Here is a 21,379-nt window from a genome sequence, read left to right as displayed (position 1 = left end):
CGTCCGGGGGGGGTGCCCCCAGTGTTCGTTCTTGGGCGGCTGATCGAGATGTCCGATGCCTCAACTCGACCGTCGGGGAGCCGACTACCGCCGGAACCGTGAGTCGGATCGGCGTCGTAAGTGCCGGTCTGCCGCAGATCCATGTGAGGTCGAACCCCTGCCGCACCGCCGGTTCGTGGTTCGGTTCCAAAACTCCGGCTGTCGGGGCCATTGACATCCACCACCCCTGGCGTCCAAGCTCCCCGCAACGCATGTTAACGATAACACCACCATGGAACATGCCTGAGGGAGCCGCCCCATGCCAGGCCGTCACCCGCCCATGAACACAACCCAGTTCGCCCCGAGCACTACCGGTCCCACCCGCCGCACCGTCCTTCGAACGGTCACGGCTGGTGCCTTCGCCACTGCCACCGACACTCTGGTCACCGCCTGCGGAAGCGCCGCCGCGGAGCCCCCCGGCAAGGTCGCCGTACACGGGGACAATCCGGCCTGGGCCGAACCCCTGAAGGCCGCGGGCATGGCGATGCACTCGGTCGACGGCATTGAGATCGTGCCCGAAGTCATCCCGTCGCTGGAGTCGTTCGAGCAGGTCGTCAAGTCCTCACTGCGCACCGACAAGACGCCCGACATGCTCAAGTACTGGTCCGGCTACCGTCTCCAGGACCTGGCCCGCACCGGCGGCATCGTGGACATGACCGGACACTGGGAGAGCGCCGCCGGCAAGGGCTGGGTCGACACCTCGCTGCGCTCCGCCTTCACATACAAGGGCCGGGTCTACGCCCTGCCCATGAACCTGGCTTACTGGGTCTTCTACTACAACCCCGAGGTCTTCCGGGCCAACGGCCTGAGAAAACCGGAGACCTGGGACGACTTCCTCACCGCCGCGGCCCGTCTGAAGAGCGCCGGCATCACCCCGCTGCACGGGACCGCGGCCGGGCGCTGGCCCTCGTTCATCTGGTTCCAGGAGATCCTCAGCCGCCAGGACCCGCAGTTCTACGAAGACCTCATGAACGGGCGGGCGCGCTACACCGACCCGCCCGCAGAACAGGCCATGCGCACCATCGCGTCCTTCTTCGACAAGGACTGGTTCACCTCGATGGACATGGACCACACGATGGCCGCCGCGGCCGTCGTGCACGGCAAGGTCGGCATGCTGCCCTGCGGCACCTGGCTCGGCTCCACCCTCGTCGGTGCGGGCGGCAAGCCGGGCAAGAGCCTGGACGCCTTCGTGCTGCCGATGCAGAACACCCGGGCGCGGCCCAGCATGATCTTCGAATCCAGCGCCCTCGTCTGCACCGTCAAGGGCCCCGATCGCCACGAGGCCCATCGCGCCGCCGGCGCCTGGATGCACCCGAAGGTCATGAAGGCCTTCTCGCACACCCTGCAGGACGGGTGCCCCAACCCCGGCGTCGCACCGGCCAACGTCATGATCGCGGGCATCACCGCGACCGTGCGGGGGAAGAAGGTGCGGATGCTCAACCGCTTCTGGGAGTTGGGACCGCCGGAACTGGTCGAGGCCACCGTCGACGATCTGGCGGCCTTTCTGCTCGATCCGTCGTCGTACCGCTCGGTGCTGCGGACGATGCAGGGCCGGGCCGACGACGCGTGGAGGGTGTGGAGGGAGGCGGAGAAGTCATGACGGACGCCATGAGCACGGCAACTCCCGCTGCGACAGACGGACCCGGCGCCGCGGGCAAGCCACTGCGGATACGCCGGCGGATCCCCACGCGCACCCCTCATCAGGCCGCGGACGGCATACGGGCCGGGCACCGGCTTGGCCACCCGCTGGTCGGCATCCCATGGGCGCTGCCCGCACTGCTCTTCGTCGGAATACTGCTCGTCTACCCGTTCTTCCGCAGCGTCTACGGCAGCTTCTTCGAGGACAACGGCTTCACCAGTCACTACACCGGCCTCGACAACTACGCGCGGCTCGCCGACGACCCGATCTTCGGCCGGTCGCTCCTCAACACCGTCATGTGGGTGGCGGGCACGCTGCTGCTGCCCGTTGCCATCGGTCTCGCCATCGCCGTGGCGACGCACCGGATGCGCTTCGGACGGCTCGCGCAACTGCTCATTGTGCTGCCGTACGCGATCTCGGGCGCCGCGACCGCCGTAGTGTGGAAGTTCATCCTCACCTCGGAGGGTTCGCTCAATGAGGTGCTGCACGGCATCGGGCTGGACTCACTCGCGCGCGCCTGGCTGCTGGAGTGGCCGCAGAACACGATCGCGATGATCGTCGCCAGCACCTGGCAGGCCACCGGTCTCAACGTGGTCCTGTTCGCCATCGGACTGCGCGCCATACCGCGCGAGACGGTCGAGGCGGCCGAACTCGACGGGGCGACCGGCTGGCGGATGTTCCGGCACATCACCCTGCCGCAACTGCGATCCGTGACGGTGGTGGTGGTCGGGATGGCCATCGTCAACAGCCTCAAGGCCTTCGACCTGATCTGGGTGCTCACCCAGGGCGGGCCCGCCCGCTCCTCCGAGACGCTGGCGCTGACCATGTACCGCGAGGCCTTCCGGCTCTTCCACGTCGGCTACGGATCCGCCATCGCACTCGTCCTGTCCGTCATCGTCGTCGCCTCCTCATGGATGTACCTGCGCCGGCAGATGCCCGACATGTCCGCTGCGAAGAACTGACCCCAGGCGTTCGAAAGGAGTGACGACCCATGGGACGGATCTTCCGAAACCTCTTCGTCGCGGGCTGCGTGGTGCTCTGGCTCATTCCGCTGTACCTGCTGGTGGTGAACGCGCTCACACCCGTCACCGCCTATACGGGCCGGCCCGACTGGGCCCCGCGGGGCTTCGCGGTGTGGGAGAACCTCTCGACCGCGTGGAGCGACGCGGGCATCGGTGACAGCTTCCTCAGCTCGTTGGTGTACGCCGTGGTGTGCGGCGCGGCCGCCGTGGTCGTGGCGGCCATGGCCGCCTTCGCCGTGGTGGTGCTGCCCATACCGAAGCCCGTGTTCTGGTTCTGGCTCATCTACTCGGGGACGCTCTTCCCGCTGCAGATGTTCCTCGCCCCGCTGTTCGGGATGTACGCGGACGGCAATCTGTACGACACCAGGCTCGGCCTCATGCTCGTGTACGTGGCGTGGGCGGTCCCGTTCGCGTTTTTCCTGATCCGCAATCAGATGACCACGATGCCGCCCGAGGTGACGGAGGCGGCCATGCTCGACGGGGCCTCCTTCCGCCGCATCTTCTGGCGCATTCATGTGCCGTTGATGGGTTCCAGCCTGGCGGCCGCGTTCATCTTCCAGTTCACCGCCGTCTGGAACGACCTGCTGTTCGGCATCACGCTCAGCCGCAGCCCCGACATCCAGCCGGTGATGGCCGCTCTGACGACCCTCAACAACGCCTACGCATCCTCGGGACCGCCCGTCATCCTGGCCGGCGCGCTCATCGTCTCCCTTCCCACCCTGGTCGTCTTCCTGGTGTTCCGCGGCCTGTTCCTGCGCGGCATCACCGCGACCGCACGTTAGCCCCGTCCCTCAGCACGATCTGGAGAGATCCGCATGACCACACGGGCACTCGTCCGTACGACCGACTGGGACAACGACCGGATACGCGACAGCCTTCGCGGCTCGGTCGTGAGCGCCGAAGGCAGTCTGGGCGGCAGCGCCCTGCGTCTCACCGTCGAACCACTGCTGCGCCACGCCGAGAACGGTGGCCTGCTGCAGTCGCTGCGGGTGGAAGCGGTGAACGGATCCCGACTCCCGGACGAGCTCACGGTGCGCACCGAGTCCGGCAGCGCACTCCCCGCCGAACGCATCGCCGGGCCCAACGGCTCAGTCCGCCTGCTGCTGCCCGCCGTCGACACCGCGCAGCGGGTCACGGTGGGCCTGCACGGAGGCGACCCGGACAGCGGAATCGACGTCACTCTCACCCCCCAACGCCACTGGACCGTCCACCTCGTCCACCACTCGCACCTGGACATCGGCTACACCGACCCTCAAGGCAGGGTGCTGGCCGAGCACCTGTCCTTCCTCGACTCCTGCCTCGAGCTGACCCGGGCCACCGACGACTGGGCACCCGAGTCGCAGTTCCGGTGGTGTGTCGAATCACTGTGGTCCTTCCGGCAGTGGGCCGACGCGCGGCCGGCCGAACAGGTCGAGGAGTTCGTACGGCGGGTGCGCGAGGGCAGGATCGAGCTCACCGCCATGCCCTTCAACCTGCACACCGAGACCTGCTCCACCGACGAACTGCACGAACTGCTGCGCATGGCCCATGAGGTGAGGGAGCGCTACGGCGTCGACTTCACCTCGGCCATGCAGACCGACGTGCCCGGATCGGTCGTCGGCCTGGTCGACGCGCTCAGTGACGCGGGCGTCAAGTACCTGTCGGTGGCGCACAACTGGGCAGGCCGCTCGGTACCGCACCTCGTCGGCGGGGAGAAGCTGCCGCGGCTGTTCCGCTGGCGCGCACCCAGTGGCAACAGCCTGCTGGTATGGGTCACCGACACCCCGCACGGCCTGGCCTACATGGAGGGCCCGCTGCTGGGCTTCGACACCGACTACGGCAGCGTCGACGATCTCCTGCCGTCCTATCTGACCTCCCTCGCCACCAACCCCTACCCCTATCGAGGCGGCATCTTCGGCTGGGCCATGGACCAGGAGGAGATCAAGCGTGAGCCCTACCCGTGGGACGTGCTGCACCTGCGTGTGCAGGGCAAGTTCGGCGACAACGCGCCGCCACGCCGGATCATCGCCGACACCGTGCGCCGCTGGAACGAGACCTGGGCCTATCCGCAGCTGAGGCTGTCGCGCAACGAGGACTTCTTCACCGATGCCGAGTCCCGGCTGGGCGACGAGATCCGCACCTTCGAGGGCGACTGGACCGACTGGTGGGTCGACGGCGTCGGCTCGGGCGCCCACCCGCTGTCCCTGGCCCGAACAGCCCAGTCCGTCGTCACCGACGCCCAGACCCTCGGCACCTTCGCGGGTGTCCTCGGCGCCGCCGGGGCCGAGGACGACAGCCGCGACGCGGCCGGCGTCTACGAGGCGGTGTCCCTGTTCGACGAGCACACCTGGGGTGCCGGCGACCCCTGGACACACGGCGACCACGGTGGGCACTCCGGCGAACAGCAGTGGCACTGGAAGTACGGGCAGGCCCTGCGCGCCCACGACGACGGTCAGTCACTGCTGAACCGCGCCTCCGCGCGTCTGGGCCAGCGACTCGGCTCCCCGGCCGGCGTTCCCGCCTCCTACCACGTCGTCAACACCTGCTCCTGGGCGCGTACCGACGTCGTGCGCATCTTCGTGCCCGAGTCCAGCGTCCCGCTGGAACAACCCGTCGTGGTCCACGACGCCCGTACCGGTGCGCACCTGCAGCACGAGGAACGTCCCCAGGTCAACGACGACCACCGGGACGCCGGCCGCTTCCTGCTGGTGCGTGTGGACGACGTGCCGTCGGCAGGCTCCGTCCGCCTCGACATCCGGATCGCCGAGGAGGCGATCGGCGACGCGGCCGAAGAGGCCGTCCTCAAGGCCGCCACCGGCTGGAACCCCACAGGCGGCACCGAGCGGGAGGACCCGGCCGAGACCGCCGCCGCGGCCTACGCGCTGGCCGAACCGCTGCTCCTGGAGAACGAGCACCTCGCCGTCCGCGTGGACCTCGCCCGCGCCTGCATCGGCTCCGTCACCGACAAGGCCACCGGCCGCGAACTGGTCCGTGACGACGCCGTCACCGGCTTCAACGCCTACATCCACGACAGCTACACCACCGCAGGCGGCTTCAACCACAACTCCAGCCGCACCACCGGCTCCGACCGCCTGGAGCACCTGGGCGACCGCTCCGTGGCACCGCCGGCCGCCCTGATCGCGCGCCGGTCGACCGCCACGGCCGAGACGATCACATACGAGACCCGTCCCGCGGGCGCCAACCGGGTGCGCACCACTCTCACACTGCCGCGCGGTGTCGCCCGTCTCGACATCGAGAATCGCGTCGACAAGGACGCCACCACCGGCAAGGAAAGCGCCTACTTCGCCTTCCCGTTCGCCTTGGGGACGCCCACGGTGCGCATGGAGGCGTCCGGCGGTGCCACCGGCACCGGCCTCCCGGTCGTCCCGGGCTCCGCCTTGCACATGCGCGCCGTGCGCCGCTGGATCACCCTGCGGGAGGACGAGTTCACCGTCGCGTGGGCCAGCCAGGACGCGCCGCTGGTTCAGTTCGGCAACATCGCGCTGCCGTACGCCCCGTTCCCGAAGACCATGGGCCACGACGAGCCCGCCACCGTCTTCTCCTGGATCCACAACAACCTCTGGGACACGAACTTCCCCAGCGAGCAGGGCTTCGAGTTCACCTTCCGCTACAGCATCGCCTGCGGCGGCACGGACGCCGGTCTCGGCCCGAGCACGGCCGCCGCCTGGAGCCGCCCCCTGCACGCCGTGCGCGCCAGAGGACCGGAGTCGGAGGCTGCATCCACCTCCCTGGCCTTTGCCGAACTGGGCGACCCCCGGGTGAGGTTGGTCGGCGCCACGACACCCGCACCCGGTCGGGTGCTGCTGCGGCTGCAGTCCTTCGCCGAGGAGCCGGTGGCCTGCCCCGTGCGGGCCCGCTTCCCGGTCCTTGCCGCGCACCGATCGAACTACCTGGGTACCGCCTCCACCCGGCTTCCCCTGCACGACGGCGAGGTGACGCTGGACATCCCCGCACTGGGCACGGCAGCGGTACTCCTCGAGCGCCACTGAATCAGCACGACAGTACGAAGGAGATTGCGTGTACCGGCTCGACCCCCGATACACCCCCGCACCGCGAACCGTCCTCGCCACGGGCTGGCAGGCGATCGCGGACCAACTGCCCCCCGCCGCGGCGGTCGTCGCCATTGACGGGCCGCCGTCCGTGGACTGGGACCTGCTGGCCGACCGGCTCGTGGCCGCCTGGCCGGGCGAGGCGGTGCGGCTGCTCGACGTGCGCGAGCACTACGCACCGCCCGCCGAGGTCAGGCGGCGCACCGTACGCCCGGAGGACGCCGCCGACCCGTACTACTGCAAGCTCGCCGAGAACACCTTGGACGACCTCTTCGGCGACGTGCCGCGGCCACCGGAAGGGGGATCGGCCGTGGTCTACGGGCCGGGCGCCGCCCTCGTCCGGCACGACGTCCTCTGGTACGCCGACCTCCCCAAGCGCCATGCGGAGGACGCCGTGGCCGGCGGACGAGGGGTCAACCTCGGGCTGCCCGGCGAACAGGGCGACTTCCGCCGCCTGTTCTACGTCGACTGGCCGATGCTCGACCGCCATCGCGACGCGCTCGCCCCCCGCCTCGACGGCTGGCTGGACGTCCAGGACCCGGAACGTCCGGTCTATCTGGACGGCGACGGTCTGCGGGCCACCCTCGCCACCCTGGCCCGCCGTCCCGTGCGCACCCGGCCGTTCTTCAACTCCACCCCCTGGGGCGGCCATTGGGCACAGCAGGAACTCGGCTTCGACCCGGAGGCACGGAACACCGCGCTCGGCTACGAACTCATCGCCCCCGAGGCGGGCATCCTCGTCGGTGACGGGCCGCAGGCCCAGGCGGAGGTGCCGTTCCAGCTGATGTGCGTCCTGCACCCCGAAGACGTCCTCGGCGACGATGTGCACGCCCGTTTCGGCACCTCCTTCCCGATCCGCTTCGACTACCTCGACACGGTCGGCGGCGGCAACCTCTCGGTGCACTGCCACCCCAGGGAGCCGTACATGCGGGAGCGCTTCGGCTGGCCCTACACCCAGCACGAGACGTACTACTTGACCCTCGGCGGCCCTGACAGCAAGGTGTTCCTCGGCCTGCGCGAGGACGCCGACGTGGACGTCTTCCGCAAGGAGGTGCTCAAGGCCGCCACCGAGGGGGTGCCCATGGATCCGGAGGACCATGTCCTGACCTTCCCCGCCGAGCAGGGCAGGCTGTTCATGATCCCGGCGGGCACGCCGCACGCAAGCGGCGCCGGCAACGTCGTACTCGAGATCAGCGCCACCCCGTACCTGTACAGCCTGCGGTTCTACGACTGGCTGCGGCCCGGCGTGGACGGCAGCCCCCGGCCGCTGCCGTACGAGCACGGCTTCGCCAACCTGGAGACGGGACGGCGCGGTGCGGCCGTCGCCCGTGACCTTGTGCAGGAGCCGCGCACCCTGCGCGAGGGTGCGGGCTGGCGCGAGGAGGTCATCGGCGCACTGGACGAAATGTTCTACGAGGTCAGGAGATATGTGCTCGACGCCGGAGCGGAGGCGGAGGATGCCACGCAAGGGCGCTTCCATGTGCTGAACGTGGTGGAGGGTGCGGGTGTGACGGTGCGGACGGCGGCCGGGGACACGCACGAACTGGCCTGTGCGGAGACGCTCACCGTCCCCGCCGCGGTCGGCCACTACACCCTGCGGGCGGCGGACGGCGGACCCGTCCGGGTGGTGAAGGCGCTCGTGCGTTGATACCCGTTCTGGAGATCGGCGGCACCCACGTCACCGCGGCCCTCGTCGAGCCGCGGGACGGCAGGGTCCTGGACCGCACCCGTATGCCGCTGGACGCACACGGCTCCGCCGAGGAGATCCTCGGCACCGTGCACGACTGTGCCGCCACCCTGGTGGTGCCCTCGGGGGCCCGCTGGGGTGTGGCGGTGCCGGGCCCGTTCGACTACGCGGGGGGCATCGCCCTCTTCGCGGGGGTCGGGAAGTTCGACGCCCTGTACGGAGTGGACGTGGGGGCCGCGCTGCGCGGCGGGCTGCGGCGTCATCCCGCCGACGTCGTGTTCCTCAACGACGCGCACGCCTTCCTGGCGGGCGAGTGGTCCGCGGGCGCCGCGCGCGGCCACCGCCGCGTCGTCGGCATCACCCTCGGGACGGGTGTCGGCTCCGCGTTCCTTGCCGACGGCCATATGTGCGAGTACGGGCCCGGCGTGCCGCCCGAGGGACGCATGGACCTGACCGAGGTGGGCGACGAGCCACTCGAAGACGTCGTGTCACGCCGCGCGATCCTGCTCCGGTACGGCGATCCGGCCCTCGACGTGCACGACATCGCCGAGCGCGCCAGGGCGGGCGAGGGGCGGGCCCTGAGGGTCCTGGGCAACGCCTTCTCGACGCTGGGTGCCGTGCTGGGGCCGCGGCTGGTGGCCTTCGGCGCCACGGCACTCGTCGTGGGCGGTTCCATGGCCCGTTCCTGGGATCTCGTCGCTCCGGCCCTGACGTCGGGACTCGAGGCCGGGGGCTGGGTGCCCGACGCCGGCGACGCCCCTCGTGGCCCGGTGTCCCCCGAAACCGCGGCCGCCACACGGCATACTCGTGCGGTGAAGCCCGCCCGTCTCGCCGGGGACGCCGCACTGATCGGCGCGGCGCGCGCGGCGGCCGACGGGGACTGACGAAGGGGACACGGCCGTGATGGCGGACACACGTGGACCGAGGGACGCGCAGCCGACCTTGCGGGACGTCGCCGAGCGTGCGGAGGTCAGCGCCATGACCGTCTCGCGCGTCCTGCGCGACGACCCCAAGGTGGCGCCGGCCACCGCGGCCCGGGTGCGCACGGTCATCGCGGAACTCGGCTACCGGCGCAACGAGATGGCCCGCAGCCTGCGACTGGGCAGCGGAACAGGACTCGTCGGGCTCGTCGTCACCAACCTCGCCAACCCCTTCTACTCCCGCCTGGCCCTGGGCGTCGATTCCGTGCTCGCCCAGCACGGTCTCAAGTCCGTCATCGGCAACACCGGACAGGACCTGGACAGCGAGCGGAGCCTCGTCCAGGACCTGGTGGCCCGCCGGGTCGACGGCATCATCGCCGTGCCCGCCGACGCCGACCAGCGCCATCTGGCCGCCGCCGCGGCCGAGGGTGTGCCCGTGGTGCTCGCGAGCCGCCCGCCGAGCGATTTCGCCGCCGACTGCGTGCTGGTCGACGACTACGGCGGGGCACGCTCCGCCACCGAGCGGCTGCTCGCCGCCGGGCACCGCAGGATCGGCTTCCTGGGCTCGCCGCCGACCGTCTACACGAGCATCGAGCGTCTGCGGGGCTACGCCGACGCACTGGCCGACGCGGGTATCGGCGCCGAGCCCGCCTACATCCGGCAGGGCCAGCAGCAGACCGGCGAAGCCGCCCGTGCCGCAAGCGAGTTGCTCGACCTCCCGGAGCCCCCCACGGCGCTGTTCTGCTCCAACAACCGCAACACCATCGGCGCCTTCCGCGCCATCCGCCGAGCGGGCACGACCACCGCGCTGGCCGGCTTCGACGACTTCGAACTCGCCGACGCGCTGGGGCTGCCGCTGACCATCGTCGCCTACGACAGCGACGAACTCGGCCGTGAGGCGGGCCGACTGCTCGCCACGCGTATCCGGGACGGCTCCGTGCGCTCCGCCACCCGGCGGACCGTCGTGCCGACCACACTCGTGCACTACGGCACCTCGGGGAGCACCGCACACTGATCGAGGGGCGCCTGCATCCCGCAGGACATGGGTTCCGTGCCGCTCGGGCGGTGATCGGCCCGGACCGGGCGCGACTTGAGGCCGATGCCACCGGTTCACGGAGAGCCTTCGGCAGGCTGCAGGATCGCGTACTACGGCTGCGGCACGAGGTCGAGTCGGTACCAGGTGCCCGTCTTCCCGCCGAGGTCGTCAGGGCCCGCCGGGCCGACCGGGACGAACCCGGCCTTGGCCAGCACTTTCCGGGAGGCGTCATTGTCGTGTGCGGCGGCCGCCCGCAGCGTGCGCAGTCCGTGCCGCGCCACCGCGAGTCGGCACAGCTCCCGGACGGTCGCGGTGGCCACGCCGCGGCCCGCGATGTGTTGGGCGACGCGGTAGCCGAGTTCGGCGGTGCCGTCCTCGACGTCGTACAGATTGAACCGGCCCAGAATCGAGCCGTCCTCGGCGATCAGTACGTAGAACGCGTTGATGCCGGCGTCCTGCTGGGCCAGCATGGCGCTGAGCCGCTCCCGGAATCGATCGAAGAACGCGTCGCCCCGATCAGAGACGGCGGCGGCGAAGTAGGCGCGGTTCGCCAGCTCGAAGGCGAGGACCGCCGGGCCGTGGTCGGCGTGCAGCAGCTTCAGCTCGGGCACTCTGCGAACCTACCCGGACAGTGCGTTCGGAGCACCTGGGTTTCCGTGGAGGCCGAGTCGGCCTGTCCGGGCGGCCGGCTGCGGGGCGTGCCCCGGGGGCCCGTGGTGAGTACGGGCCCCCGGGACGGAGGACGGGTCGCTCCGTCAGTAACTGAACTGCTGGATCTGCTGATCGTTCGGGCCGTACGTCCACCCGGTCCGGGTGCCGGGATCGAGCTGGAGCGCGTTCTCGGCCCCTCCGTGGGTGTTGATGGCGAAGCCGGTCAGCGTGCGGATCACCGTTCCCGTCGTGAGATCCATGACGACCAGCTGACTGGTGGCGTTGTTGTCCGGCACCCACATTCCGGCGCCGAAGTAGGCCTTGCCCTCCGGCGTCGCGTAGGACACCACGGCGATCCGGTGGGTGCCGTCCACCGCGAGGGCCGAGGCCTTGCCCAGGCGCACGCTCATGACATCGGCCGACTCACCGCTGGTCTCGTCGATCGGTCCGAGCACACTCGTGGGAACGATGTTGACGCTGGGCACGGTGGCCGAGAGGTTGAACAGCGATCCGGCTCCGTCGGAGGCGATGCCGTGACTGCATCCGGAGGTGCTGCCGAGACCGGTCACCGTCCGCGTGCCCAGGTCGACCTTGGCCGGCGTCACTCCGCCGAGGCAGTTGAAGGCCCCGGCGGCCTTGGCCAGGAAGACGGCACCGGTCGAGGAGTCGAGGGTGAGCAGACTGTAGGTTCCGGCCGGCACGTCGGTCGGGTCGGCCTGGATCGGATCGCCCGTGGTGCCCGCGCCGAGGTCCACGGGCAGGACCAGGTCGGCCTTGTCGGTCCCGTGCAGGAGCATGGCGCCCCTGTTGTGAACGCCGTCGATCCGGCCGGTGACGTAGCTGTACTTGTCGGCGGGCAGCACGGTGACGCCGGCGAGGGAGTCCGTCGTGGTGTTCCAGGTCTCGACCCGGACATCGCCGTCGGCTGCCGCCTTGTGGGCCAGCAGAACACGGTTCGCGGTGGCTCCCACGACCTCGTAGGACGAGCCGGAGCCCGGGTCGGAGGTGATGACGTCGCCGTAGCGTCCGGTCGCCGTCGAGTAGTGGCGGACCTCCGAGCCGCCCGAAGCCGTGGCCAGCGCCGCGACGGAGTGGGGACCGGCCGCGGCGAAGCTCTCCACCGACGCACCGCCGGGCGCCTGCCCGTCGTCGAAGGCCAGCGTCGACAACGGGGACGCCTGACCCACGACCTGGCCGTTGCGGCCGAGGGCGAGCACCCGGACGTTGTAGCTGTCCGAGCTGCCGAGGCCCAGTGCCGCGGCGTCCAGTCGCACCGAACCCGAGGCGGCCTGCAGCGTGCGGTGCAGTACCGACGGGCTGTTCACGCCGTCGTGGTCGAGTCGGGTGCCGTTGGCGTTGGTGAAGGTGTTGAGCGTGCCGTGCTGGGTGGGGGCCGGCGCGGAGAACTCCACCTCGGCGGCCCGCGCACCCGGGACGTCCCGCACGTCGTAGCGGAGCGTGAACAGGGAGGCGTCGCGGGATACTTCGGTGGTGTGGCCGGCGATGCCGTTGGCCCCGGTCAGGACCGGGGCGGCCGGGCGGTTCGCCGCCGTGCCGCCGTCCACCCGGATCGGGGCGAACTCCCCGTAGGCGACGGACAGCGGGTTGCCGCCGAAGCCCCGCTGGGCGATGCCGACGCCGTAGAGGCCGCCGCCGTTCGCGAACGCCTCAGCGGGAATCGTCACCGTTCCCTTGGGCGCGGTCAGCGCCTGATGCCAGCCGGCGGTGAACAGGGGAGCGAGGCTCGGGTTCCAGTGACCGACCGTGGACACCACGAGCTGCGGGTCGGAGGTCGACGCGACACCGGTGAGGTCGTACGAGACGGTGACCGGGTGCCCGGCTCCGACCGTCGGCGGAGCGTCGGGGGCGGTGGCCTCCGCGTAGGTGCCGTCGCTGGGGCCGACGGCGAGGGTACGGGTGGTGCTCACGCGGGTGCGTCCGTCGACCAGGACGCGGTAGGTCACGGTGATCTGCCGGTCCGTCGTGGAGGTCAGGGGCAGACCGGCGGCGGTCAGGAGCTGGGCCGGTGTCACGCGTATCGCGGGGCTGTCGGAGGAGCGGAAGACGGTCTTGCCGACAGTGAGGGTGTACTGGGCGCGGCCGGTCACCCCGGTGGTGTCGCCGGCGAAGGTCACCGGACCGACCAGGCCTTCACCGTTGCCGCCGGAGGATCGGTCCCCGAGGTCGATGCGGCCCGGGTCGCTGGTCTCCATGAAGGCGCCGCCGAGGTCGCCGATGGTGACGCGGTGCGCGACGGACAGGCGCACCAGTGACGGGGACCCGGAGCTGCGGCCCAGCGCCTTCTCGGTCGCCGCCGTCACGTCGATCTGCGGGCCCACGTGCAGCGCACGATCGATCTGCGGCGGGGTGGAGACCGCGCGACCGGTCTTCTCGAGGATGTCCCGTACCTGCGCGGGAGTCAGACGGTGGCCGCCGAGCCGTCCGGCCTGGAGTACGACCGCCGCTGCGGCGGCGATCTCGGGGGCCGAGGCGGACGTGCCGCCGTTGAGGGACACGGCGACGTCCTGCGCCCCGCCCTGGGCCTGGTGGGAGAAGGCCAGGATGTTGTCGCTGGGCGCCGAGAGGTCGACGCGGCTGCCGAAGCCCGAGGAGAAGGTGCCGAAGCCGCTGAGCCGAGTCTCGGCCGTGGTCGCGTCGCCCCGTGGTCCTGCGGCCAGGGTGTCGTCCAGAGTGGTGCCGCCCGCGGCTATCGCCCCGCTGTCGGGGACCCTCGAAGGAGTCGTGGACTCCGCGTCGTCGGCGATGGTGGTCGCGGAGCGGCTGTCGGGGGCGAGGTCGGTGGGCGTGCTGCCGCCGTCGGGGCCGACGGAGGCGGGCGTGTAGAGGCGCGTGCCGTCGTTGGAGGAGATGGACACCACGACACCGTCGTCATGGACGATGGACGTGACGACGGAACGGATGACCGGGTCGTCCTCGAGATAGCGGCCGGGGAAGCCCTCGGCGTCGGTGCCGAAGCCGAGGCTGGCCGTGATCACGTCGGGCTTGGGTGACTGGTGGGCGGCGGCCAGAAGGGCGCCCGCGATCCGGTCGGTGGTCGGCTGCTGCGGGACGACCAGTCGGTAGTTCGCGCCGGGGGCGATGCCCAGAAGGTCGGTGTAGCCACTGCCGGTCGCCTCGGGACGCTGCCGGTCATGGGCGAGCGGGGCCATGACGCCGAAGTCGAGCATGACTTCGTCGAGGGAGGGGTCCTGCTGTTCGGTCGACGCGGCCCCGTCCAGACCGCCGGAGTCCTTGGCCACATACGTCGGGATGAGCGGCATCGACGGCAGGTCGAGGTAGCGCTGTCCGTCCTTCAGGACGGTGGTCGGGCCGTTGGACCGCACGTACGAGTCGCCGTCGTCGGCCATCGACTGGTCGGTGAGGTCGCCGATCGACACGTTCGTGATGGTCTCGCCGGTTCCGGGCTGCTGGCCGTACCGACCCTGGAGCAGGGAGAAGGCGCCGATCGCGTTCACACCGCCGGAGTTGAGGAACGCCTGCGCGGAGGTGCTGAGGGTGTCGTTGGCCGGAACGGCGTCCGAGGGCGACGTCGATGGTGTCCCGCCGGTCCTGGCGGAACCGCGGGTGTGCGCCGCGGGGAAGGACCGGACCGCCGTGGCCGGCAGCGACCGGGCTCCGGTGTTCATGGTGTTGACGTAGCGGTTGGGCTCGGCGTCGACGACTCCTCGAGTGCCGCGCAGGGAACGGGCGACGGCATCGGAGTCGCGTCGGCCGGTGGAGAGGACGTAGGTCCGGGACTGCCCGGCGCCGTCCTTCCGCACGAGCGGGTGCAGTGATGTGGCGCCGACGGCCCGGAACTTGGCGTTGAGGGCCGCGCTGTTCGTCAGCGGGGTGCGGGCGGCGAGGCGAGTGCCGCGCAGGGGCGTTCCGGTGACCGAGGTCTGCTGGTCCAGCGTCACCAGGGTCTGGCCGGGAACGACACCGTGCCGCTGCTCGTCGGGTCTCGGCGACGCCTGCGTGGCGGGTGTGCGGACCGGGGGAGCGGGGGTGGTCGGAGGAGCGGCGGATGCGGGCAGTGCCACGGCGGTCCCGGCGACGGTGAGGGCGAGGACTGCGCAGGCGCGCAGCAGCCGTAGGGCCGGTGGTCGGGCTTGGGGCATAGGGGCACCTTCCGCTGTTGTTCGGTGTGCTGACACACGACAGGGACGTGGGCCCGCGCGACACCGCAGGACAACGCCCCTTTTCTCCAGGGAAGATGTCAATGGAAGCGGACCGGGCGCAAGGACGCTGCTGTGGCCAACTTCCGCCAGGTGGCGACTGGTTGCCAGGAACGACCGGAGTGGAAATGGAATTTGACGTCGTCGGACTCAGCGACGAAACACAACTCGTCTACACCGCCCTGGTCGGGCGGCCCCGGAGCACCGCCTCGCAGGTCGCCGGAGCGTGTGGGATGAGCGTGCGCGCGGTGGGCAGGTTGCTGTCCGTTCTGGTCAAGGACGGCCTTGCCACCAGATCCGCGGGCCGTCCGCCGCACTTCACCGCGGCGGCTCCCGATGTGGCGGTCAGCGAGCTGATCCAGGAACGTGAGCGCCGGCTCGACTCGGCCCGCTCCCTGGTGCAGCAGCTTGCCGAGAAGCACCGCGAGGCCCACCGGATCAGTGATCCGAACATCGCCGTGGAACTGCTCACCAGCCACGAGGACATCAGCGCGGCCGTCCAGCGGCTCACGCAGGGTGCCCGGCGCCAGGTGCGGGCCTTCGACCGGCCTCCTTATGTCGACCGGCCGGGGAGCAACCTGGACAACCAGCGCCGGCGGCAACGCACGGGTGTCGTCCACCGGGTGATCTACGATCGGGCCGCCGTGGACTGGCCGGGTCGGCTCCAGGAGGACATCCTGCCGAGCATACGCGCCGGTGAACAGGCCCGGGTGCTGCCGGAGTTGCCGCTGAAACTGGTGATCTCGGACGACAGGTCCGCGATCATCCCCTTCAGCCTCGCGCCCGGCGGCCATTCCGCCGCCTATCTCATCCAGCCTTCACCGATGCTCGTGGCTCTGGAGGCGCTGTTCGAGGTCGAGTGGGAACGGGCGACGCCGCTTCGGGACACCAGAGCCCCGGTCGAACGACCGGGCAGCCCCGATGCCGAAACCCTCGCCTTGCTGAGGCTGCTGTCCTCCGGTTGTGCGGACGCGGCGATCGCGCGAACCCTGGGCTGGAGTCAGCGCACCACCCAGCGCCGTATCCATCGCCTGATGGCCGAACTGGGCGCCGACACCCGCTTCCAGGCGGCGGCCCAGGCGGCCCGCCGCGGCTGGCTCGAGTGAATCGGCTCCGGGTCGCTCGCCCGTCCGCATCGGCCGCGGGTCTCGGCGGTGGTGCGGCCCTCGACCTGCCCGAGCAGCCCGCCGTGGCCGAGGGCGTCGACGAAGCTCGGTCTGCCACCGGTCCCGGGTCGGGCGCCACTTGCCGGTATCCGCATTCTGTTCCCAGCGGGGCCGTCCGCGGCCGGTCTCGTCGATGCCCAGGACTGCGACCTGCGGCAGAGGTGCCTCGGTGACGTCGCGGACCTGCGTGCGGAAGGCATCCAGCACGGTCGGCCAGGACAGATGCAGATCCCGCGCGGCCTGGATGACCGTGGAGCCGGCATCCCGCATGCGGCGCCCGGCCGCACCCCGTAGCCGGGCGGTCAGTCCGGCACCGGCCGGGATCTGCGGGTGCTGCTCGGTGAAGGACGGCCGCGGACAGTCGGTCTCGCGGCACCACCAGCGGCGCCTGTGCCGACGGAACTCCATTCCGCTCTCGCCGTAGACGAGATCGCGCGGCCTGGTCACCGCCGAGCCCTTCACCCTGCTGGCAAAAACCCCACAGGCCGGGCAGGCTCTGGCCCTCTCGTCGGCCGTGACCGGGTGAGCTCGGCGCTTCCGTCGGCCGGCCGCTCAACTCGCGCGACGGACCCCCTGTCGAGGTCGAGCAGCAATGGCGTGTCGTTGAGCAGGTCCGTGGCTCCTGCATGATCGTTACCCGTCGAGAACAGAGATGATCACGCACTCCACGGGCATCCTGCATCCGGGGCCGTGCCCGAATGCGTCATGGCAATCGGCCGGGTGTGGTTCGCTGCTGGGGTGACTCAGGACTTGGAGATCGTCGTATTCGAATCCGCCGAAGCGTTCGAGGCATGGCTCGGTGAGAACCACGCCGGCTCGTCGGGCGTCTGGCTCAAGCTTCGCAAGAAGGGCCCCGGAATCGTCGCGCTGGACTACGCCCGGGCGCTCGACGTGGCACTCTGCTACGGCTGGATCGACGGCCAGAAGGCCAAGTTCGACGACCAGTGGTGGCTCCAGCGGTTCACCCCGCGCAAGCCGCGCAGCAAGTGGTCCAAGGTCAACCGGGACAAGGTGGCCGCCCTGATCGAGCAGGGCCGGATGCATTCGCCGGGGCAGGCCGAGGTCGACCGCGCCAAGGCAGACGGCCGTTGGGAGGCGGCTTACGACAGCGCGAAGACCGCCACGGTCCCGGAGGACCTCACTGCGGCCCTGACCGCCGACCCGGCCGCGGCGGAGTTCTTCGAGACACTGGACCGGCAGAACCGCTACGCGATCCTGTACCGGGTCCAGGACGCCAAGAAGGCCGAGACCCGGGCGCGCCGGATCGAGAAGTACGTAGCGATGCTGGCGAAGGGCGAGAAGCCGTATCCGTAGACACCGAGAGGGTCCGTGGCCGTGTGATGGCCCGGGGCCCCGGCGCGCCTGCGGCCCCGGCAGCCGCCGGGCGCCCTCGCTGATCCTTCGCGGGCGCGAGGGGGGTGCCGGAGGCCCAGGCGTCCCGCTGAAGGGAGCCGGGCCGGGAGCGCCCCGCGCCATGGAGAGGTGCGGGGCGCCACGCCGGGTGTGCCTGTCAGCCGGCACTTCCCGCCCCGCCTGGCGCGTCGACCGCGACGGTGCAGGCACCGGCGTTCAGAGAGAGGGCCGCGAGGGCGCGCTCGGCCTTCAGGCAGTCGCCCGTTGGTGGTCCGCCAGCCGCTTGGCAGCCACTCGCCGGCTCTTGTCGAAGATGTCTTGCGGGGGGCCCGCGCCCTGTCCGGGCGTTGCGGACCAGCGGTCGATCTTCTGTGGATCTTCTGTCGTCAGCCCTGTGCGGCAGGGCGCACGATCAGCTCGTTGACGTCCACGTGCATCGGCTGGTCGACGGCGAAAGCGATGGCGTCGGCGATGGCCGAGGCCGGGATCGCCAGTTGCTCGGCCGCCGCGCGCGCCGCCGCCCGGGCCTCGGCCGACCCACCGTGGTGGGTCAGCTCGCTCTGTGTGAACCCTGGACTGACGACGGTGACCCGGATGTCCCGGCTCTCCTGCCGTAGCCCTTCGGACAGTGCCACCACGCCGAACTTGGTGGCGCAGTAGACCGCTGCGGTCGGGTCCACCCGGTGCCCCGACGTCGAGGCGACATTGACGATGTGCCCGCCGCCCTGGTGCTGCATGTGCGGCAGTACCGCGGCGATGCCGTAGAGCACGCCACGCAGATTGACGTCGATCATCTGCTCCCACTCGGCGATACGCAGGTCGGCGATCGGCGACAGCGGCATCACGCCGGCGTTGTTGATCAAGACGTCGATACGCCCGTACTCCTCGATCCCGGCGGCGGCGAAAGCGTGCACGGAGTCGAGGCTGGTCACGTCCAGCTCGCGATGGGCGACCGATGACCCGGCGGCACGCAGCTCCTCGGAGAGGGACGCCAGGCGTGCGGTTCGGCGTGCACCGAGCAGCAGACGGTGGCCGAGTCCGGCCAGCCGACGGGCGGTGGCCTCGCCGATTCCACTGCTCGCCCCGGTGACGAGGACGGTCTTCGATTCCGCTGACGTGGTCATGGTGCTCCTTCGGGATGTTCCGGCGGCGGCCGCCGCGCTCCCCACCTCAGTGCGCCCGACCGGATCCAGGAAGGCTGCGTGTACCTGGGTGTGCGGCACCCAGGTACACGCAGCCTTCCTGGTCTCCCGGTGGCGGTGCACGCTGGTGTCTCGTTGAGAACGGCAGGAGCCCGCGGGGACGGCGTCACTCATGGGGCCGCCGTCAGCCCGAGTGCGGCGGATCGTCGGCACGTGCGTCACCGGGATCCGTCCGCGCCGCAGCCGCCGGTCGGGGCGATGTCAGCGGTCGGTCGTACGATCCGTCGGTCCGGGGGCAACGGCGAGCTGAACGGGAGACGAGGCATGATCACGCGTTTGACGGTCCCGAATCATCGAAGGGGGGATCCGGCGAGCGGTGCTGCCCTTGGGGGCACGGCGGCGGATGACAACGAACTCGGCGCGTTTCTCCGTGCCAGTCGCGCACGCGTGGAGCCCGCGGACGCCGGACTCGCCGGTGGCGTCTCCAAACGGCGCGTCCACGGTCTGCGGCGCGAAGAGGTTGCGGTGCTGGCCGGGGTCAGCGCGGACTACTACGCGCGCCTGGAACAAGGTCGCGAGCGCCACCCCTCCGCCCAGGTGATCGATGCCCTCGGGCGGGCGTTCCGCCTCGCGCCCGATGCGCGCGAGCATCTGCACCGGCTGGCGGGGCTCAACCCCAGGCTCGGGCCTGACAGCACGCGGGAACTGGTGCATCCCGCGCTTCTGCGCCTGCTGGAAGCATTCCCCCGTGCCGCGTCCTATGTGCTCGGCCCGGCCTTCGACGTACTGGCGACCAATACGATCGCCGACGCGCTCCTGGCGCCGTTCGGAGACGAGCGGAACATGCCACGCATCCTGTTCACCCACCCTCGGGCGGAGACGGTGTTCGCTGATCGGGAGCCGCTGCGGCGCAGCACCGTGTACGCACTGCGCCTGAACGCCGGGCAGTTCCCGCACGACACGGGCATCAGCGGCCTGGTCGCCGAACTCAAGACGGCCTCAGAGGAGTTCCGGGTGCTGTGGGACGACCACGGCGTCGCAGGTCTGACCCGTGCATTCAAGGTGTTCGTGCACCCGGACGTGGGGCCCATCGAGCTGACCTATCAGACCTTCGACGTGGTGGACGCTCCGGGGCAGCAGCTGCTCGTAGGCACCCCCGAGCCCGGCAGTCGCAGTGAGGAGGCCATGGCCTTTCTGGCCTCGGCAGCGCCGTCCCCCTGACGTGCCACGGCTTCGTACGAATCCATATGCGCCCTCCCCCCCGGACGCCGCACACACCATCAAGCAGCTGCCTCACCGCCCGTCGCCACGCATTCCAGGCCGGGGGCACCGCCCTGGCCCGGGTCAGCCGGCGGCCGCACCTCGAACCAACCGAAGAGACAAACCATGCCTTTTGCCGACGAACTAATCAACGGTCACACCGCCCACACGCTGACCCAGGCCGTCCGCACCGTGCTCCCCGACGCGGACCCCGCTTCGTTGCGGGCGGCCGCACAACAACTCGATTCCCTCTCACTGCGCGAACGCTCCGATCTCCTGCGGGACGCCCTGCTCGCGGACGTACCGGGGGACTACGCCGAGCTGGCGCGGGTCGTGCGCGCAGCTCACGCCGGCGTGCCGGCGTTCACCGGATGGCTCATCTGGCCGGTCACGAGCGCTATAGCCACGAAGGCCGTCGCGGAGGGGACCGATGACGCCTTCGACGACGCGATGACGCTTCTGGCCGCTCTGACCGGGCGGCTGACCTCGGAGTTCGCGATCCGCGTCCTGCTGCGGCACGACGTCGACCGGGCCCTGCGGATCATCGCCGACTGGACGGCGTCGCCCGACAGCGACGTGCGCCGTCTCGCCTCGGAGGGCACCCGGCCCTACCTTCCCTGGGCGATCCGCGTGCCTGCGCTGATCGCCCGCTCCGGCGTGACCGTGCCCGTCCTCGACGCCCTCTACCGCGACGAGAGCGAGTACGTCAGGCGGTCGGTCGCCAACCACCTGAACGACCTCAGCCGTGACCAGGCCGACCTCGTCGTGGCGACGGCCCGGGGCTGGCTCGCCGATCCTGCCCCCACCACCGGACGGCTCGTACGCCATGGACTGCGCACGCTCGTCAAGCGCGGTCACCCCGGCGCCCTTGAACTGCTCGGCTTCGCTCCGGCGACCCTCGAGATCGGCGGACCGGTGCTCGATCGGATCACCGTTCCGTTCGGCGGGAGCGTGCGCTTCACCGCGACGATCCGCAACGCGGGGGACCAGGAGGCCCGGCTGTCGATCGACTACGTGGTGCACCACAACAAGGCGAACGGCTCCCAGAGCTCCAAGACGTTCAAACTCACGACCCGCACGCTGGCCCCGGGCGAGAAGGTCGAGGTGAGCCGTGAGTACTCCTTCCGGCCGATCACGACCCGCCGCTATCACCCGGGCCCGCACGCAGTGTCGCTACAGGTCAACGGCGTGGCATCGGACCGGGCCGAGTTCGAGCTCGGGGCGCCCTGACCCGGCG

14 protein-coding genes are annotated in these 21,379 nt (G+C 70.7%); 11 read left to right on the top strand and 3 right to left on the bottom strand.

All coding sequences use genetic code 11. The annotated features are described in order from the left end of the window. The first annotated feature begins 298 nt into the window (after positions 1–298). From RCR19_RS01760 to RCR19_RS01730, 7 genes are read left to right on the top strand one after another with little or no spacing between them, the layout of a single operon-like run. Positions 299–1,639, top strand: coding sequence for an extracellular solute-binding protein (locus RCR19_RS01760; RefSeq protein WP_331263400.1), 1,341 nt, complete (start codon positions 299–301; stop codon positions 1,637–1,639). An 8-nt stretch (positions 1,640–1,647) separates the two neighbouring features. After that, a complete protein-coding gene (locus RCR19_RS01755; protein ID WP_331263399.1) occupies positions 1,648–2,640 on the top strand; it encodes a sugar ABC transporter permease in 993 nt (330 codons plus the stop codon). A 29-nt stretch (positions 2,641–2,669) separates the two neighbouring features. Continuing rightward, positions 2,670–3,482: a carbohydrate ABC transporter permease gene (locus RCR19_RS01750; protein WP_331263398.1), complete on the top strand. Its 813-nt coding sequence runs from the start codon at positions 2,670–2,672 to the stop codon at positions 3,480–3,482. 33 nt (positions 3,483–3,515) lie between these two features. After that, on the top strand, positions 3,516–6,689 hold the full coding sequence (locus RCR19_RS01745) for an alpha-mannosidase (RefSeq protein WP_331263397.1): 3,174 nt from the start codon (positions 3,516–3,518) through the stop codon (positions 6,687–6,689). Between the two features lie 28 nt (positions 6,690–6,717). Further along, positions 6,718–8,397: a hypothetical protein gene (locus tag RCR19_RS01740; protein WP_331263396.1), complete on the top strand. Its 1,680-nt coding sequence runs from the start codon at positions 6,718–6,720 to the stop codon at positions 8,395–8,397. Then, positions 8,394–9,320 (top strand): ROK family protein, encoded by a 927-nt coding sequence (locus tag RCR19_RS01735; protein WP_331263395.1) that lies wholly within the window; start codon positions 8,394–8,396, stop codon positions 9,318–9,320. The genes RCR19_RS01740 and RCR19_RS01735 overlap by 4 nt, the downstream gene beginning before the upstream one ends. A 19-nt stretch (positions 9,321–9,339) precedes the next feature. Then, positions 9,340–10,371, top strand: a complete 1,032-nt coding sequence (locus RCR19_RS01730) for a LacI family DNA-binding transcriptional regulator (RefSeq protein WP_331263394.1) — start codon at positions 9,340–9,342, stop codon at positions 10,369–10,371. Positions 10,372–10,502: 131 nt separating this feature from the next. On the opposite strand, the gene RCR19_RS01725 is transcribed toward RCR19_RS01730, so the two are convergent. Together RCR19_RS01725 and RCR19_RS01720 are read right to left on the bottom strand one after the other, a co-directional pair. Beyond that, positions 10,503–11,003 carry a GNAT family N-acetyltransferase gene (locus RCR19_RS01725; RefSeq protein WP_331263393.1) on the bottom strand — a complete coding sequence of 167 codons (501 nt, stop codon included), beginning with the start codon at positions 11,001–11,003 and terminating at the stop codon, positions 10,503–10,505. Positions 11,004–11,147: 144 nt separating this feature from the next. Further along, entirely contained in the window at positions 11,148–15,164 is a 4,017-nt protein-coding gene (locus tag RCR19_RS01720) for a S8 family serine peptidase (RefSeq protein ID WP_331263392.1), read from the bottom strand. Between the two features lie 185 nt (positions 15,165–15,349). Here RCR19_RS01720 and RCR19_RS01715 point away from each other — a divergent pair, with 185 nt between their 5' ends. Then, positions 15,350–16,327, top strand: a complete 978-nt coding sequence (locus RCR19_RS01715; protein WP_331263391.1) for a helix-turn-helix domain-containing protein — start codon at positions 15,350–15,352, stop codon at positions 16,325–16,327. A 765-nt stretch (positions 16,328–17,092) separates the two neighbouring features. Continuing rightward, entirely contained in the window at positions 17,093–17,701 is a 609-nt protein-coding gene (locus tag RCR19_RS01710) for a YdeI/OmpD-associated family protein (protein WP_331263390.1), read from the top strand. Positions 17,702–18,126: 425 nt separating this feature from the next. Here RCR19_RS01710 and RCR19_RS01705 read toward each other — a convergent pair whose 3' ends face one another. After that, on the bottom strand, positions 18,127–18,864 hold the full coding sequence (locus tag RCR19_RS01705; protein ID WP_331263389.1) for an SDR family oxidoreductase: 738 nt from the start codon (positions 18,862–18,864) through the stop codon (positions 18,127–18,129). A gap of 276 nt (positions 18,865–19,140) precedes the next feature. Between RCR19_RS01705 and RCR19_RS01700 the strand changes: the two genes are divergently transcribed. Together RCR19_RS01700 and RCR19_RS01695 are read left to right on the top strand one after the other, a co-directional pair. Beyond that, on the top strand, positions 19,141–20,103 hold the full coding sequence (locus RCR19_RS01700; RefSeq protein WP_331263388.1) for a helix-turn-helix transcriptional regulator: 963 nt from the start codon (positions 19,141–19,143) through the stop codon (positions 20,101–20,103). Between the two features lie 165 nt (positions 20,104–20,268). Then, positions 20,269–21,372: a DNA alkylation repair protein gene (locus RCR19_RS01695; protein WP_331263387.1), complete on the top strand. Its 1,104-nt coding sequence runs from the start codon at positions 20,269–20,271 to the stop codon at positions 21,370–21,372. Positions 21,373–21,379: the final 7 nt, after the last annotated feature.

Origin of the sequence: Streptomyces sp. WAC07094, assembly GCF_036320405.1 — a bacterium.
GTDB classification, from domain to species: Bacteria; Actinomycetota; Actinomycetes; order Streptomycetales; family Streptomycetaceae; genus Streptomyces; species Streptomyces lannensis.
The sequence above is the reverse complement of the archived record's forward strand: the minus strand, read 5'-3'. Positions and strand labels throughout refer to the sequence as shown.